Annotated in this window: 14 protein-coding genes and 1 pseudogene; 8 read left to right on the top strand and 7 right to left on the bottom strand. The window is 65.3% G+C overall.

Annotated elements, in window-relative coordinates:
- Window positions 1-21 precede the first annotated feature (21 nt).
- The 5 genes from ACY8GK_RS00710 to ACY8GK_RS00690 all read left to right on the top strand — a co-directional run bounded on the left by ACY8GK_RS00710 (window position 22) and on the right by ACY8GK_RS00690 (window position 2,664).
- Window positions 22-612, top strand: a complete 591-nt coding sequence (locus ACY8GK_RS00710; RefSeq protein WP_196180262.1) for a cysteine hydrolase family protein — start codon at window positions 22-24, stop codon at window positions 610-612.
- 79 nt (window positions 613-691) lie between these two features.
- Entirely contained in the window at window positions 692-1,012 is a 321-nt protein-coding gene (locus ACY8GK_RS00705; RefSeq protein WP_462402023.1) for a hypothetical protein, read from the top strand.
- A gap of 52 nt (window positions 1,013-1,064) precedes the next feature.
- Window positions 1,065-1,625, top strand: coding sequence for a Smr/MutS family protein (locus ACY8GK_RS00700; protein WP_196180260.1), 561 nt, complete (start codon window positions 1,065-1,067; stop codon window positions 1,623-1,625).
- A gap of 69 nt (window positions 1,626-1,694) precedes the next feature.
- Window positions 1,695-2,240 carry a GTP cyclohydrolase I FolE gene (folE, locus tag ACY8GK_RS00695; RefSeq protein WP_196180259.1) on the top strand — a complete coding sequence of 182 codons (546 nt, stop codon included), beginning with the start codon at window positions 1,695-1,697 and terminating at the stop codon, window positions 2,238-2,240.
- A 52-nt stretch (window positions 2,241-2,292) separates the two neighbouring features.
- Window positions 2,293-2,664, top strand: coding sequence for a glutaredoxin family protein (locus ACY8GK_RS00690; RefSeq protein ID WP_462402022.1), 372 nt, complete (start codon window positions 2,293-2,295; stop codon window positions 2,662-2,664).
- Window positions 2,665-2,799: 135 nt separating this feature from the next.
- Here ACY8GK_RS00690 and ACY8GK_RS00685 read toward each other — a convergent pair whose 3' ends face one another.
- The 4 genes and pseudogenes from ACY8GK_RS00685 to ACY8GK_RS00670 form a co-directional block, all read right to left on the bottom strand.
- Window positions 2,800-3,423, bottom strand: coding sequence for a tRNA-uridine aminocarboxypropyltransferase (locus ACY8GK_RS00685; RefSeq protein WP_196180257.1), 624 nt, complete (start codon window positions 3,421-3,423; stop codon window positions 2,800-2,802).
- Between the two features lie 205 nt (window positions 3,424-3,628).
- On the bottom strand, window positions 3,629-4,660 hold the full coding sequence (locus tag ACY8GK_RS00680) for a methyl-accepting chemotaxis protein (protein WP_462402965.1): 1,032 nt from the start codon (window positions 4,658-4,660) through the stop codon (window positions 3,629-3,631).
- A gap of 219 nt (window positions 4,661-4,879) precedes the next feature.
- Window positions 4,880-5,194: pseudogene (locus ACY8GK_RS00675) on the bottom strand (PAS domain-containing protein); the annotation flags it as partial.
- 133 nt (window positions 5,195-5,327) lie between these two features.
- Window positions 5,328-6,221 (bottom strand): LysR family transcriptional regulator, encoded by an 894-nt coding sequence (locus tag ACY8GK_RS00670; protein ID WP_462402021.1) that lies wholly within the window; start codon window positions 6,219-6,221, stop codon window positions 5,328-5,330.
- 213 nt (window positions 6,222-6,434) lie between these two features.
- On the opposite strand from ACY8GK_RS00670, the gene speB reads away from it, so the two are divergent.
- A complete protein-coding gene (speB, locus tag ACY8GK_RS00665; RefSeq protein ID WP_196180254.1) occupies window positions 6,435-7,385 on the top strand; it encodes an agmatinase in 951 nt (316 codons plus the stop codon).
- Between the two features lie 130 nt (window positions 7,386-7,515).
- A complete protein-coding gene (locus ACY8GK_RS00660) occupies window positions 7,516-8,895 on the top strand; it encodes a sodium:solute symporter family protein (protein ID WP_462402020.1) in 1,380 nt (459 codons plus the stop codon).
- 53 nt (window positions 8,896-8,948) lie between these two features.
- Here the strand turns inward: ACY8GK_RS00660 and ACY8GK_RS00655 are convergent, their stop codons facing one another.
- The 3 genes from ACY8GK_RS00655 to ACY8GK_RS00645 form a co-directional block, all read right to left on the bottom strand.
- Window positions 8,949-9,077 carry a PA1414 family protein gene (locus ACY8GK_RS00655; RefSeq protein WP_329604778.1) on the bottom strand — a complete coding sequence of 43 codons (129 nt, stop codon included), beginning with the start codon at window positions 9,075-9,077 and terminating at the stop codon, window positions 8,949-8,951.
- A 212-nt stretch (window positions 9,078-9,289) separates the two neighbouring features.
- On the bottom strand, window positions 9,290-10,216 hold the full coding sequence (locus ACY8GK_RS00650; protein WP_196180250.1) for a DMT family transporter: 927 nt from the start codon (window positions 10,214-10,216) through the stop codon (window positions 9,290-9,292).
- 235 nt (window positions 10,217-10,451) lie between these two features.
- Window positions 10,452-10,856, bottom strand: coding sequence for a transcriptional regulator (locus ACY8GK_RS00645; protein ID WP_196180248.1), 405 nt, complete (start codon window positions 10,854-10,856; stop codon window positions 10,452-10,454).
- 241 nt (window positions 10,857-11,097) lie between these two features.
- On the opposite strand from ACY8GK_RS00645, the gene ACY8GK_RS00640 reads away from it, so the two are divergent.
- A complete protein-coding gene (locus ACY8GK_RS00640) occupies window positions 11,098-11,445 on the top strand; it encodes a YgaP family membrane protein (protein WP_196180246.1) in 348 nt (115 codons plus the stop codon).
- The last annotated feature ends 294 nt before the right edge of the window (window positions 11,446-11,739 follow it).

The following is an 11,739-nucleotide window of genomic DNA, read 5'->3' as shown; positions in this document are numbered from 1 at the left end:
GCCCTAGTGAAGGAGCCCTTGATGTCCGTTCCAACCACGATGTTCCGCCTGAGTGGCCGCGACTATCCGCCGGCCAGGCTGAGCCAGGCCAGCCTCATCGTCATCGATGCCCAGAAGGAATACCTCGAGGGCCCGCTGGCCCTGTCGGGCATGGACCAGGCGGTGGCCAACATCGCCAGGTTGCTCGAGGCCGCGCGCAAGGCCGGGCGCCCGATCGTCCATGTGCGCCATCTCGGCACCGTCGGTGGCCTGTTCGATCCCCAGGGCAGCCGCGGCGAGTTCATTCCCGGTCTCGAACCGCTCGACGGCGAGACCGTGATCGAGAAGCGCATGCCCAATGCCTTCAAGAACACCAGCCTGCACGAAACCCTGCAGGCGCTTGGCCATCTGGATATCATCGTCTGCGGTTTCATGAGTCATTCGAGCGTCAGCACCACGGTACGTCGCGCCAAGGACTATGGTTACCGCTGCACCCTGGTCGAGGATGCCTCCACCACGCGCGACCTGGCCTTCAAGGACGAAGTGATTCCCGCGGCACTGATCCATCGCTGTGAAATGGCCGTGATGGCCGACAACTTCGCTTGCGTGGCCCCGACCGACAGCCTGATCTGAACACCCGCTCGCCGATGCCCGGGCGGAACCAGCATCCTCGGCCAGGAGTCGACTGCGCAGAGCTCACGAGGAAACCGGGATGAAGCGATCCGACAGTTTCGATGCCCGCCACCTGCGCCCGCGCCGACCTGGCGGTTGGGGAGCGCGCCTGGCGGCGGCCCTGGCCACGCTGCTCGCCACGCTGGGAATTCTCCTGGCCATGGCCGGCGTCGCTGGCGTGCTGGGCAACTACGAGGCGCTCGCCGACCTGCATGCCAATCGTCCGCTGGCCGTGGTGCTGGCCCTGGCCGGGCTGGTACTGCTCTGGCTGGGCGTGCGCTGTTGGCGCCTCGCCCGGCTGCGCCTGCGGCGTCGGCACGAGCTGGGCCTGGCCCCGCACCTGATGAAGAAGCACGATTGACTGTACGACATCGGAGAGTCGCGTAAACTACGCCGCCCACGTGGAGGCATGCATGCAAGACGACGATTTTTCCCTGTTCCGCGGTGAAATGCGCGGGGTCAGACCGATCAGCCACGACCGTGCGGACGTCGGCAAACCCCGCTCCGACCGCAAGCGCCTGGCCGAGCTGCGCCAGGCCGCGACCGTGCGCAGCGACCAGCCGCTGGTGATCGACGGCCTGTCCGACCAGTTCGTCATCGACGTTGGCGCCGAGGATGAGCTGATGTGGCGGCGCGATGGCGTGCAGGAAGCGCAGATGCGCAAGCTCAAGCTTGGCCAGATTGCGTTCGAAGGCAGCCTGGACTTGCACGGCATGAGCGTGGAAAAGGCGCGCGAGACGCTCTGGGACTTCATTGCCGAGGCGACCCGGCTGGAGGTGCGCTGCGTGCGCGTCACCCATGGCAAGGCAGCGCGCCTGGATGGCAAGCGACCAATGATCAAGAGCCACGTCAATACCTGGTTGCGCCAGCATCCCCAGGTACTGGGTTTCGTCTCTTGCAATCCGCGCCACGGCGGCACCGGCGCGGTCTACGTGATGCTCAAGCGAACCATGCTCGAGGGGCGCGACGAGTGAAGCCGCGCTTGCAGCGCCGCCCTTGCCGCCGTACCCTTCATCTTTGCGAAAATTCCCACAGGTAGATCCATGTCCCTGGAACAGAACTACACCGAGATCCTCAGCCAACTGGGCGAGGACGTCTCCCGCGAGGGCCTGCGCGACACGCCCAAGCGGGCAGCGAAGGCCATGCAGTACCTTTGCCGCGGTTATGAGCAGACCCTGGAAGAAGTCACCAACGGCGCGTTGTTCAGCTCTGACAACAGCGAGATGGTACTGGTTCGGGATATCGAGCTTTATTCGATGTGCGAGCACCACATGCTGCCGTTCATCGGCAAGGCGCACGTGGCCTACCTGCCCAAGGGCAAGGTCTTGGGCCTATCCAAGGTCGCGCGCATCGTCGACATGTATGCTCGCCGCCTGCAGATCCAGGAAAACCTCAGCCGACAGATCGCCGAGGCGGTGTCCCAGGTGACCGGCGCGGCTGGCGTGGCCGTGGTCATCGAAGCCAAGCACATGTGCATGATGATGCGTGGGGTGGAAAAGCAGAACTCGGCGATGATCACCTCGGTGATGCTGGGTGAATTCCGCACCAACGCCGCCACCCGCAGCGAGTTTCTCAGCCTGATCAAGTGACAGGCCCTCCACGCCGACCGCATGGGTCGGCGTCCTGCTTCAGGAGTTGCCCATGATCGTCAAAGCCCTGCGGGTCGGCCTCGGCCAGCTCATCGTGTTCGGCGACTGGATCAGTCGTCCGGCCAAACGCAAGCGTAGCCCCCAGGCCCAGGCCGAGGTCGACCAGCAAGCCCGCGGCCTGGCCCTGTACCAGTTCCATGCCTGCCCATTTTGCGTCAAGACCCGCCGGGCCTTGCACCGGTTGAACGTGCCGGTGGCGCTGCGCGATGCGAAGAACGACCCCGCCCACCGCCAGGCCCTGCTCGAGGGCGGCGGCCGGGTCAAGGTCCCTTGCCTGCGCATCGAGGAAGACGGCAAGACCACCTGGATGTACGAATCCGGGGACATCATCGCCTACCTGGACCGGCGCTTCGCTGGCGTCTGAGCGCCTCGCAACCTGAGTCAGGCTGTCTCGCAGGTCTTCACCCGTGTCCATGTGTAGTGGCGGCCGCCACCGGGACGCCGAAGCGGCCGCGATGGCCCGCAACGCGGCCCAGGCGCCGTCACATGGGCACCGTTCTCACCTCACGGGTACGGCCGCTCTGCCTCCTGCGCCATGGTTACGCTCGAACGTCTCGCGCCCCATCGCTGCGATCTGGCCTTCGATCAGCGCCTCGAACGGTCGCAGCAGCGCGTCGAAACGCTTCGGCGCCTCCAGCGCGTTCAGCGCCTGTACCACCGCCTCCACCGTCGACAAGGCACCGGCCTGCGGCGCCTTGCGCAAGCGGTAGCGCGAAACCGGTGCATCCCCCAGGCTCACCCGTGGCAAGGCAGCCAGCGCGGGATTGAGGTAGAGCAACTTGCGCGCCTTGCGCCAGGTACCGTCGGGCACCACCAGCAACAGCGGTCGGGCATCCGCCGCCGGGGTTGCTTCCAGCACCTGGGCCTGCTCCCCCGGGAACAACAATGCCGGCTGATAGCCAGGCGCCTCGAGCCCCTGTTGCAGGTCATCGAACGCCTCACCGACCCGCAACTCGGCATTGACCAGCCCCAACGCCACCAGGCGCGCCGTGTTGAGGGCGTGGGCGGTTTCGCTCGGATGCTGCAGCACCAGGACTCGGGTGCGGCTGTCAAGCTGGGGGATCAGCGGGCATAGGCATTGTGCGAGCGGACGCAGGCAGCGTTCGCAACGGGGTCTGGACATGGGGCTCTCTCCTGGCTGGCGCCAGTGTGGCGGCGCCAGCCGCAAGCCGCAAGCCGCAAGCTACAAGCTACAAGCTACAAGCTACAAGCTACAAGCTACAAGCTACAAGCTACAAGCTACAAGCTACAAGCTACAAGCTACAAGCCGGCCAGTGGCGAGTTCGCCCCATCACGATCGGCTTGCAGCTTGCCGCTCTCCCCTTCGATTACCGGTTGAAGCGCTCCGCCAGGCTGTACAGGTACTCGGCCATGCGCTCGAGCTCGCGACTGATGTCGGCGCCCTGCCGAGCCTGATCGGCGCTTTGGTCGCACAACTGGGCGATGCGGGTGATCTGCTGATTGATCTCCTCGGCCACGTGGCTCTGCTCTTGCGAAGCGGTAGCCATCTGCTGGCTCATGCCGGTGATGCGACTGATGGCCTGGGCAATGCCAGCCAGTGCCGAGCGCACCGCTTCCACGCTCTGCACGCTGTCCTGGGAGATCTGCTCGCCGTGGTTGGCGCTGGCCACCGCGCGCTCGGCACCGGCGCGCAGGCTGGCGATGATCTGATGGATTTCCTCGGTCGAGGTTCGGGTACGCTGGGCCAGCGAGCGTACCTCGTCGGCCACCACGGCGAAGCCACGCCCCTGCTCGCCGGCACGCGCCGCCTCGATCGCGGCGTTGAGCGCCAGCAGGTTGGTCTGTTCGGCGATGGCAGTGATCACATCGACCACGCTGCCAATCGACTGGGTCTGCTCGGCCAGCGCATGAACCGCCTGGCCGATGTCGCCGACCGCCTGGCTCATGCTGCCCATCGCCTCGAGACTTCGCTGCGCCAGCAAGGTGCCCTGCTGGGCCAGCTGATCGGCATCGCCGGCCGCGTGCGCCGTGCTTTGCACATGATGGGTGACTTCCTGGATGGTGGCGGCCATCTGGGCGATGGCGGTGGCCGACTGATCGGTTTCGCTGCGCTGGCGTTCGAGCATCCGTGCCTGGGTCTCGGACAGGCTGGAGGACTGCTTGGCGCGCGCCTTGACGCCTTCCCCAGCATCCACCAGCCGGGTCAGGGCAGTCTGCAAGCGGGCCTCCTCGCTGAGGATCGCCAGCTCCAGCTGGCCATGCAGGCCGGGGCTGTCGCTGTAGGTCAAGGCCACCAGCGGGCTGGTGAAGGCCTTTGGCTGTTGCGCCAGGGTACGGCGCAGGGCCTGGTCGCCGCGATGCTCGACCAGATACCAGGCCGCCAGCAGCGCGAGCACCAGTACCGCCAGCGCCGCCGCACTCGACAACCACAGCTGGGCCGCGGCGATGAGCAGCCCGGCGACCAGCAAGGGCCAGCCGCGTGCGAGCCGATGACCCAGGCGGGCGCGCCAGGGCCTGGCCGAACGGCCATTGCGCAGGCGTGCATAAAGGCGCTCGGCACGCTGGATCTGCTCGCGGGTCGGTACCGAGCGTACCGACTCGTAGCCGCTGACCCGGCCCTGTTCGTAAATGGGCGTGACATATGCGCTGACCCAGTAGTAGTCGCCGTTCTTCGCCCGGTTCTTGATCACTCCCATCCATGGCTGGCCCTGGCGAATGGTCTCCCACATATGGGCGAACACCGAGGGCGGCATGTCCGGATGACGCACCAGATTGTGCGGCTGGCCGACCAGTTCGTCGTAGGTGAAGCCGCTGATCGCCACGAAGGCGTCGTTGCAATAGGTGATGCGGCTGTCCAGGCCGGTGGTGGAGATCAGCCGCTGGTCGCTGGAAAAGGTTCTTTCCTGATCGGTGACAGGTAGGTTATTGCGCATCGTGCGGTCCTGTTTCAGGCATGAACTAAGTCCTTCTTGGACAAATAACGGTGTAGCAGAAGCTTTACAACCGAAACGGTGGGTAACGGTCGGGAACAGCCATCGAGCTGACGGATGGCATCGACGCAGGCGCTCAACCGACGTTGAGCTGGGTCTTGAGCAGATCCCGGAAGGTCTGGATCAACGGGTCGCGGCTGCGCCCGCGCCGAATGATCAGCGAGAACGGCGCCTGGTAGCCGAAGGTCGCTGACGACAGCACTCGCAAGTCGCCCTTGGCGACCCAGGCTTGGGCATAGTGCTCGGGCAGGTAGCCGATGTAGGCCCCCGAGAGCACCAGGATCAGCTGGGCTTCCATGCTGTCCACGGTCGCGGCGCTGTGCTTGAAGCCGTGTCGGGCCAGCTCGGCCTGGCTCCAGTAGCCACGACCGACCATGCGTTGATGGGTGATGACTTGCTCGGGAATGCGCTGCTCGCTGAACAACGGGTGTCGATTGCTGCAGTACAGCCAGTGCTGTTCGCGGTACAGCGGCTGGTAGAGCAAGCCGCTCATGCGCGAGGAGAACGCGCCGATGGCCAGGTCCAGGCGGTTGTCCTGCACGCCGAGCTGCAGATCGTAGGGACTGGAGACCGACAGGTGCAGATGCACGGCCGGATGCTCCTGGCTGTAGGCACCGATGGCTTCGGCCAGCGGCAGCGCCCGATCGCCCACCGTGGAATCGATCACCCCAAGGTTGAGGGTGCCGCGCAGCTCACCCTTGAGCGCCGCGGCGTACTGTTCGAAGCCGTCGAGTTCGGCCAGCAGCCGCAGGGTCTCCTGGTGGAACAGCTCGCCCTTGCTGGTCAGGCTGAAGCCGCCCCGTCCCCGGTGGCACAGCACCAGGCCGAGTGAGCTTTCCAGCTGGCTCATGTAGGTGCTGATAGCCGAGGTGGACAGGTTGAGTTCGCGCTGGGCACTGGCGAAGCCCTGGTGGCGCACCACGCTGACGAAGATACGCAAGAGTTTCAGGTCAGGCAGTGACGAAGCCATGTACGACGGTTCCACGAAAAGCGAGGCGCCAGTGTAACGTCGTCGCGCCGATAAGTTCACGGATTTCTGAAGTAAGTTTTTACCGTTAGCGATTCCATCGCCCCATTGCCTTGCGCAGACTGCCGGCAACACCGTGCCTGCGGCACCTGGTCGCTTGCGCGATCGCCCGCCGCAGGTTCGAACAAACATAACAATCGACTGATGAGGCCCACCGTGGACAAGATTCTTCACCAACCACTGGGCGGCAACGAAATGCCGCGCTTCGGCGGCATCGCCACCATGCTCCGCCTCCCCCACCTGCAAAGCGCCGCCGGGCTCGACGCCGCCTTCATCGGCGTCCCGCTGGACATCGGCACCTCGCTGCGTTCAGGCACTCGCTTCGGTCCTCGGCAGATTCGCGCCGAATCGGTGATGATCAGGCCGTACAACATGGCCACCGGCGCGGCCCCGTTCGACTCGCTGTCGGTGGCCGACATCGGCGATGTGGCGATCAATACCTTCAACCTGCTCGACGCGGTGCGGATCATCGAGCAAGCCTACGAGCAGATCCTCGAGCATGACGTGATCCCGCTGACCCTGGGCGGCGACCACACCATCACCCTGCCGATCCTGCGTGCCCTGCACAAGAAGCACGGCAAGATCGGCCTGGTGCACATCGATGCCCACGCCGACGTCAATGACCACATGTTCGGCGAGAAGATCGCCCACGGCACCACCTTCCGCCGCGCCGTGGAAGAAGGCCTGCTCGACTGCCAGCGCGTGGTGCAGATCGGCTTGCGCGCCCAGGGCTACACCGCCGACGATTTCGACTGGAGCCGTCGTCAGGGGTTTCGCGTGGTGCAGGCCGAGGAATGCTGGCACAAGTCGCTCGAGCCATTGATGGCCGAAGTACGGGAAAAGGTCGGTGGCGGCCCGGTGTACCTGTCCTTCGACATCGATGGCATCGACCCGGCCTGGGCACCTGGCACCGGTACGCCGGAAATCGGCGGCCTGACCACCATCCAGGCCATGGAGATCATTCGTGGCTGCCATGGCCTGGACCTGGTCGGCTGCGACCTGGTCGAGGTTTCGCCACCCTACGACACCACCGGCAACACCTCGCTGCTCGGTGCCAACCTGCTGTTCGAGATGCTCTGCGTGCTGCCGGGGGTCGTGCGCCGCTGAGTCGGCCGACTCGCCAGCCAGACCCGTGACGGGCCCCGGCGGCCCGTCACTACAAGAACAAGATCGCCGGACGGGGTGAGCCGTCCGCATGATCGACCTCGCCATAATAAAGATAATCGGGAGACCCCCAATGGCTTTGGACATCATCGTTGTACTGATCTATGCCGCGGGCATGCTCGGCCTCGGCTGGTATGGCATGCGCCGGGCGAAAACCCATGAGGACTACCTGGTGGCCGGACGCAACCTCGGCCCGACCTTGTACATGGGCACCATGGCGACCACCGTGCTGGGTGGCGCCTCTACCGTGGGCACCGTGCGCCTAGGCTACGTGCACGGGATTTCCGGCTTCTGGCTGTGCGCCGCGCTGGGCCTGGGCATCATCGCCATCAACCTGTTCCTCGCCAAGCCGCTGCTGCGCCTGCGCATCTTCACCGTCACCCAGGTCCTCGAGCGCCGCTACAACCCCATGGCGCGCCAGGCCAGCGCGGTGATCATGCTGGTCTATGCCCTGATGCTCACGGTCACCTCCATCCTGGCCATGGGTACCGTGCTGGAGGTGCTGCTCGACCTGCCGTTCTGGCTGGCCCTGGTGCTCGGCGGCGGCGTGGTGGTGATCTATTCGACCATCGGTGGCATGTGGTCGCTGACGCTCACCGACATCGTCCAGTTCGTGATCAAGACCGTGGGCCTGATGTTCATCCTGTTGCCGGTGTGCCTGCTCAAGGCCGGTGGCTGGGACAGCCTGGTGGCCAAGCTGCCGGCAGCCAGTTTCGAGCTGACCAGCATCGGCTGGGACACCATCGTCACCTACTTCCTGATCTACTTCTTCGGCATCCTCATCGGCCAGGATATCTGGCAGCGGGTATTCACCGCCCGGGACGAGAAAGTCGCCCAGCGCGCCGGGACCACCGCCGGGGTCTACTGCCTGCTCTACGGCCTGGCCTGCGCGGTGATCGGCATGGCCGCCTATGTGTTGATGCCTGACCTGGCCAACCCCAACAACGCCTTCGCCGCCATGATCAAGGGCACTCTGCCCGATGGCATTCGCGGATTGCTGATGGCCGCTGCCCTGGCGGCGATGATGTCCACCGCCAGCGCCGGCCTGCTGGCAGCCTCGGCGACCGTGACCGAGGACTTGCTGCCTCGCCTGCGTGGCGGCAAGCAGTCGAGCCTGGGCCTGAGTCGTCTGTTCACGATGCTCACGGGTTTGCTGGTACTGGGCATCGCCCTGCTGGTCAACGACGTGATCAGTGCGCTGACCCTGGCCTACAACCTGCTGGTCGGCGGCATGCTGATCCCGCTGATGGGCGCGATCTTCTGGAAGCGCGCCACCACCGCCGGCGCGCTGGCCAGCATGTCGCTCGGCTTCTGCACGGCGCTGGCCTTCATGCTCAAGGATGGCCTGGACGCCAATACGCCGATCTACTACAGCTTGGGCATCGGCCTGGCGAGCTTCGTGCTGGTCAGCCTGCTGTCACGGCAGACCGTGGTGGCCACCAGGCTGGCCTGATCGGCTTTACCCTGGCATGCCGCCACGCCCCATGTGTGCGGCGGCATGCCAGCTCACCGGCGACGGTTTTCGCGCCGGCGCCGCTCGTCCTCGGTGGGAATGGGTACCGGCTGCAGCGGTGGCGGGATGAGACCCAGGGCAACGCCCAGGTCGTGGAGCCAGTTGTTCATGCGCTTGTTCATAATGCCCCCTTAACGGGTCAGCCTCACGGTCGATCGATTCTGCGACGCTTCAGACAGATCATGATCCGATGTCCTGCATGAAGCGCTTATTCATACCTACAGATTGCGTTCAGTTTGACTGGTATCAAGCCGATTCCGCGAGTCCCGACGGTCGGTCAACTGTTTCTCCTTGTTGCAGATCGATCCGGGCGCGCGGCCCATTCGGACGAAGCCTAGCCCAGCACCTTGCGCAGCCACTGGCGTACCCTCGGCTCGGCACTGACCAGGATCACCCCAGCCAACACCATCAGCGCGCCGGCGACGAAGTTCAGGCTCAGCGGCTCGCCCAGCAACAACACGCCGAAGGTGACCCCGAACAGCGGCGTGATGAAGGAAAACACCGCCAGGTTGGAGGCCAGGTACTTGCGCAGCAGCCAGAACCAGGTCAGGTAGCTGAAGAACGACACCACGATGCCCTGGAACAGCACGCTACCCAAGGCCATCGGCGTGAACGAGACCTGCCCGACCTGACCACTGAGCACGGCCATCAGCAACAGGCCGAAAAAGCCCACCAGCAACTGATAGAACAGCGTCAGGGTCGCAGGCGCCTCGGACAGGCGCGAGCCGCGTACCACCACCGTGGTCGCACCCCAGGCAAGGCCGGCCAGCACACCGAAGGCGTCGCCCAGCAGCACGCGCCCATCGAGCTCATCGAGCGACAGGCCGCCGGCGAAAGCCGTGGCGATGCCGACGAAGGCCAGCAGGATGCCCAGCCACTGCAGTGGCCGCAGGCGCTCGCTCGGCAGCATGAAATGCAGGCCGAGCGCGGTGAACACCGGGGCGGTATAAAGAAACACCGACATGTGCGCGGCGCTGGTCAGCTTCAGCCCTTCGGCGATGAACAGAAATTCCAGCCCGAACAGCGCACCGGCCAGCAGGCCGCCGCGCCAGGTGCCGCGGACCTGCTGCCAGCCGCCACGCAGGCACACCAGCGCCCCTACCAGCACGGCGGCGATGGCCGAGCGCAAGGTGGCCTGCATGACCGGGGCGATATCGACGGCAGCCCATTTGATCAGGACTTGCTGGCTGCCCCAGATCAGGCAGAGCAACAGCATGACCTGCAAGGCAAAGGCATCGGGATTCTTGCGAGGCACGCTCATGGACGCGCCCTCTGAGAGATGTAAGGCATGGAAGAACTCGGCAGTCGAAGGAACGACTGCCGATTATCGGGTGGTCAGCCTCGGCCGGCCAGCCCAGGCTTGGCATGAAAAGTCGTCGAGCGACGATCAGGCCAGGAGAAGCAGACGAGCAGGCGCAGTTTACCTTTTGTAAATCAGCGGTCCGAGTCGGTTTTCGACGCAGCATGATCGTCGCGCAGACACTTTCGTAGCACGCCTAGATGGCACCCGTGGCGATCTGCGGGTTGGCCGAGATGCGCTCGAAGGTCTGCGGGTCGAGCGCGTCTGGCTGCTCGTCGAGCGCCTGGCGCGGCGTCGCATCGCCAGGAATGCTGCTGTCGAGCAGGCTCAGCAGCCGCGAACCGCGCTCGGTGAGCACGAAATTCTCGCCATTGCCACCGTCTTGCTCGGCACGCGACTGGATGTAGCCGCGCTCGAGCAACAGCTTTTCATAGTCACAGGCCCGGCGCTTGAGGTGATCCAGATCTTCCATAGGCTGGCCCTTCGCGGCCAGGGCCGCGGCGTGCTGCTCGGCGTATGGGCGTGGCGTGAAGCTTTCGCCCGCGCCATTCTGCACTTCATGCAACAGGCGCTCGATCAGATCCCAGTCATATTTGCTCATGAATGAAGCCTCCGAGGATGACACCATGGGTTCAAAGCATGTGACCGAGACAGGCTGGAGGTGTTCGTTCGCAGGGTGCAAGGTGCCGGGCGCCTGTCTGGCGTGCGACAGCGGCGCATACGGCCAATGCGAGCCACGCGCAAGGCCTGCGCGCCGGCCCCGACCTACCGGTGGGCAACCGGAATGAACGGGCCGCCAAGGGCAAGGGTCTGCTGCTTACACCTTCTCAGGAGATCCTGTCATGCTTGATATCCACTCGCTCAACAACCCACACGAAAAGAACGTCCATGGCCTGGAACGCGCCAGCTCGCTGGCCGGTGGCGCGCTGCTGCTGAGCAAGGGCCTGCGTCGTGGCGGCCTGGTCGGCATCCTGCAGGTGGCGGTCGGCGGCCTGGCGCTGGTGCGCGGCTTCAGCGGTCACTGCGCGGCCAAATCCTGGCTGCAGCAACGCCGTGGCGAATTGCACACACTGCGCTCGGACATCGAGCAGGATGCCGCGGACCTCAAGGCCCTGCGCACCAACGCCGACGCAGCGACCCGCGAAGCGAGCGTGACCGGCGACGACGGGCTGCTGACGCCCAAGCCCTGAGCGATCCCTGCCTCCGGCACCGCCAATGGCATTTTTGCAGGGCCTGAAGGCGTAGGAACCTGTCGGATCCCGAGGCCGCTCCGGGGTCCCGGCGGCGACCCCTACGTCCGGCCCTGCACTACCCACCGATGGCGCCGCAAGCACGGCCAGAAACTGTGGAGGCGGCTACAGTGCCGCGACCGGGGGCGCAGCGGCTTCAGGGTCCGACCACCGGCAGTTCTGAACAGGCTCGCGCAGAGGTCGTGTTGTTTGCGAGAGGCTGGGGCCGCTGCGCGGGCCATCGCGGCGCAAAGG

This window comes from Pseudomonas sp. Marseille-QA0332, from assembly GCF_054950175.1.
Note: the sequence above shows the minus strand (reverse complement) of the source record. Positions and strands in the feature narration are given on the sequence as shown.

Coding starts and splice junctions, on each gene's coding strand:
- ACY8GK_RS00710 (WP_196180262.1), top strand. CDS start 22: ATGTCCGTTCCAACCACGATGTTCCGCCTGAGTGGCCGCGACTATCCG.
- ACY8GK_RS00705 (WP_462402023.1), top strand. CDS start 692: ATGAAGCGATCCGACAGTTTCGATGCCCGCCACCTGCGCCCGCGCCGA.
- ACY8GK_RS00700 (WP_196180260.1), top strand. CDS start 1,065: ATGCAAGACGACGATTTTTCCCTGTTCCGCGGTGAAATGCGCGGGGTC.
- folE (WP_196180259.1), top strand. CDS start 1,695: ATGTCCCTGGAACAGAACTACACCGAGATCCTCAGCCAACTGGGCGAG.
- ACY8GK_RS00690 (WP_462402022.1), top strand. CDS start 2,293: ATGATCGTCAAAGCCCTGCGGGTCGGCCTCGGCCAGCTCATCGTGTTC.
- ACY8GK_RS00685 (WP_196180257.1), bottom strand. CDS start 3,423: ATGTCCAGACCCCGTTGCGAACGCTGCCTGCGTCCGCTCGCACAATGC.
- ACY8GK_RS00670 (WP_462402021.1), bottom strand. CDS start 6,221: ATGGCTTCGTCACTGCCTGACCTGAAACTCTTGCGTATCTTCGTCAGC.
- ACY8GK_RS00660 (WP_462402020.1), top strand. CDS start 7,516: ATGGCTTTGGACATCATCGTTGTACTGATCTATGCCGCGGGCATGCTC.
- ACY8GK_RS00655 (WP_329604778.1), bottom strand. CDS start 9,077: ATGAACAAGCGCATGAACAACTGGCTCCACGACCTGGGCGTTGCCCTG.
- ACY8GK_RS00650 (WP_196180250.1), bottom strand. CDS start 10,216: ATGAGCGTGCCTCGCAAGAATCCCGATGCCTTTGCCTTGCAGGTCATG.
- ACY8GK_RS00645 (WP_196180248.1), bottom strand. CDS start 10,856: ATGAGCAAATATGACTGGGATCTGATCGAGCGCCTGTTGCATGAAGTG.
- ACY8GK_RS00640 (WP_196180246.1), top strand. CDS start 11,098: ATGCTTGATATCCACTCGCTCAACAACCCACACGAAAAGAACGTCCAT.